General features: G+C 24.8%; 3 protein-coding genes. 1 reads left to right on the top strand and 2 read right to left on the bottom strand.

Annotation, left to right across the window (positions count from 1 at the left end; genetic code table 4):
* Positions 1 to 211 precede the first annotated feature (211 nt).
* Entirely contained in the window at positions 212 to 517 is a 306-nt protein-coding gene (rpsN, locus tag MAGTDC_RS03595; protein ID WP_146657079.1) for a 30S ribosomal protein S14, read from the bottom strand.
* Between the two features lie 260 nt (positions 518 to 777).
* Here rpsN and MAGTDC_RS05055 point away from each other — a divergent pair, with 260 nt between their 5' ends.
* Complete coding sequence (locus MAGTDC_RS05055; RefSeq protein WP_192573211.1) at positions 778 to 948, top strand: hypothetical protein; 171 nt, start codon at positions 778 to 780, stop codon at positions 946 to 948.
* A 999-nt stretch (positions 949 to 1,947) separates the two neighbouring features.
* On the opposite strand, the gene MAGTDC_RS03590 is transcribed toward MAGTDC_RS05055, so the two are convergent.
* The gene (locus MAGTDC_RS03590; protein WP_146657078.1) at positions 1,948 to 2,130 is read right to left on the bottom strand and encodes a hypothetical protein; all 183 of its coding nucleotides are present in this window, start codon (positions 2,128 to 2,130) and stop codon (positions 1,948 to 1,950) included.
* Positions 2,131 to 3,724: the final 1,594 nt, after the last annotated feature.

Genomic DNA, 3,724 nt, shown 5'->3' with positions numbered 1-3,724 from the left:
TTGTATCATGTTATGATATCCATTATATGCCAATTCTATTAATATTTCAGATCTATTAATACCATACCTTAAAAGAGATACCCTTTTAACAAAACCATGCCTTTCAAAGGCCATTGATAAATTAAGTTTAAATTTAGAATATGGAACATAGATTAAAACTTTTTTGCTCTGGAACAGTTCTTAATATGTGTCAACATGTTTGCTATCGAAGCTATCAAGATGATTTTATCATTCCTGGTAATAATCCTGTATTAGCCAATTGTTTAATTATTCTTCTTGATATTCCGAAGAATCTATAATATCCTCTGGGTCTACCAGAGATAATACATCTGTTTCTTAGCCTAACTAAACTTGCTGTCTTCGGTAAATCAATCAATGATCTGGTAGTAATATATTTTTGTTCCGTTGTTGCCAACGGAGAGTTCAATGTTTTCTTCAATGTTAATCTTATTAGTTTATATTTTTGTATCTTGTTGTTTATTTTCTTACAATTATTTATAGCACCGAACCTAGACATTTACAACGTTTAATCTGATTGGTTTAGAATCATGTCAATACAGAGTTTAATGTTAACGTATTGATGTAAATAAATAATATTAAATCATGTTAGATCAGTGTTAACACATGATAATTATTTCTAATAACATATAATCCTATATTAATAAACAAAATGTTGTCATAAAGGAGATAAAAAATAAATCTTTTATTAATTCTTTATTTTATGAATTAGTATTGAGATGTTTAATTTATCCAAAGAATTATATAGTTTCATTTGGAATGTGGTCCAACCTTGGATCTGATTACTCAAATGTATTGAATAATTTGAATTGGGATATTACTGATTTAATGTTAATCAAAACTATTATAAATTCTGTTACCAATGAAATAATAGATATTACAACGTTGTTAGAAATAACATCGATCTTGTTGTTAGTTTATTTAAGATAAAGCAGTTTATTAGTCATATAATGGCATGAATATATTTTTGATCGATAAAACATGTATCAGATTACTTACAAAGTATTAAACATCTGTTAAAAGGTCATAAATATATTAGTTCAATTAAATTAATTTTAAATTATTCTTATTAATAACAACTAATACCATTTTTAGCAAGTAAATACATAAACGGCCAATAATCTTGGCTATAACCTCTTCTTAGTTATATGTCCGCTTAATCCCATAGTTTTATCTCTTAAACTTTACATATTTTAATAAAGTTCTCTTGTTTACTTACAAATATTAGTTTAAACAACTTCATTGATCAATGACATACACATTTGATTGATGATTTTCGGTTTCTTTTAATCTAATCTAAATACTTAAAGTACTTTAAGTTCTGGTTTATTGTTTAAAATAGTAAACATAACTTCCATTGAATTTATTTATCTTGATATCTATTTAATCGGTCGAATACATAAATTTATAAACATATTAACAACGTTGTTTTGTTAATTTAGAGTCTTTATATACCATAAATTATTGGAGATTTTATCATCTCTCTAACATTTATCACAACATTTTGTTGTTGTTCTTAATAATATTTAATATTAAGTTAATAAATTCTATTTCAAAATTATTACCAACCTAATAATAGATCCTAGGTAAATCTATTATGTCATCCTTATCAAGGAACCATAATTTATGCTTAGATATTTAAGAACAATTTATAATTAAACCTCTAACACTATTCTGATCTTCTTATCTTTATCCGATATTAGACATTTCATTGTTCTTTGTTATTATTATCTTATATCTTTTTAAACATGTTTCTTTCGATAACCAATAACATTGTTGTTATTAACAGTAGTTATCCAATGATAATTACATCTAACTTATTAAGTTTATTATTCTACATACTAATACTTACATTAATCCTAAGCTATGACCAATGGATTTAAGAACCAACGTCCATAATCCTTTTCTAGAATATATCATATCTTAATATTATCTTATTAATTCCGATCTCGAAGGAATGACTTCATGTGTATCTCTATCTTGTGTTGATAATCTTTGGTTTACTTTATTAGTATTGCTATTGAAATACCATAAAAGATTTTTTATTAATCTCTTTACAAGTACTTTCCATGAAGTTAAGAATATTAACTCTAACAGATTCAATTCAAACATGGTTAACTTAAACTATTACTATTTCCATTACTCCATGAGTTCCATGTTCGTTGTAACAACGGATATGAGATTTTGTTAGTTTCTTTATATTGATTTTATTATTTATTTCCATCTTTAATTTGTATATTACTTGTATAATATTCCAGATTTCAATGCAACGACCATATGTAGGTTATTTCAGCATTTATGTTAATATAAAATACATTAATAAAAGATATTTACAACGGTATTTCCACCTCCATCTATGTCATACTATTTGAATAACATCTATTTTATTCGTTATTACCAAAAATATCTTAACTCCGAACCTTCAGTGTATCTCTTAAATCAAAGATCTAGCTTGTCGTTCTGATGTTTACCATCATTGATATATTTATCTGTTTTATTATGTTAGTTTATAAGTTATAACAACCGAATTGGTAAATTTTATTACTCTAACTGTTTAACAAAGATTTCAATGTTTAAATCAAAGTAATTTCTTGGGTATAATGTTATGATCCTTGGTACTAATATTCTATCAGAATACAAAAAATAAAATATTATATGGCTTCAGGATTATTTTATAGAGTATTTCTTTTTTTCAATTTAATATTTATCTTTAATCGATTAATATTTCTTATAACTATTTGTTAAGTAATGTTCTGTAACTTACATCTTTAGACCTTTAATATTTTGTAATAATCTTCGGATATAAATAATTCTTTTTATTTACAATTAGATGTTATTAACAACCAAATGTTGTGGGATTAGTTTTCATCCAATTATATTAACATTTATATTTAATCCTATGTTGTTAACATCCTGATTACTAATCAACAATCAAACGTTTGGTTTCATGTGGTTCCTAATTGTATTAAACTTGTTAAACATTTTATATCTTAAATCTAAACCTTTTATCCTATATTATTTTATGGTATATATTTCAAGAAATTAACTAACAACACAGATGTCTATTTTTTGTTACACAACGTTATGACTACCAATAACATTACATGTATCATTTTAATAACATATATGTTTCAATAACATTGGATATTATTAGGTTATAATTGACATTGTTAATAAAATGGTTAGTATTATCCAACATGTATGTGTGACTTTGTTGTGTAATGGTAATCCACTTAGTTTATGGTCTTAATCAGTAGATATAAGTAATTTTAATTTAAACAAATAACATTCCATTATCTATTTCAGATGTTTTATTAATGAATTATAGAGGTGTATACACATTTCTTTGATTAATTCCAACATTGGTTCTACAATAATATTTCTATGAATTCTATTTAAAATAAATAAGTAATTTCAATATCAATCTTGACATTGGTTGTTAACATGTTCTTGGCAAGTTGCTCATAACTACTTGTTGTTGTAACTTTCCATCCTTTGTTATCCATTTATTCCAATGTAAATAGAATATTTCTTCCACTTGTTCCTTTTTATTAATCTTATTTAATAAGATGATCAGTTGGAATCATTGTAACTGTTCTTATACCTCGATCATTTCTTAACCAACGTTATGTTCCGATCCTTCAGTTGTTAACATAAAATGATCCTTGTTTGGATATTGTTCTGATTATTGTTGTATCCTTTAAGT

Source organism: Candidatus Hodgkinia cicadicola (assembly GCF_002774925.1).
This window is presented reverse-complemented; position numbering and strand designations above follow the sequence as displayed.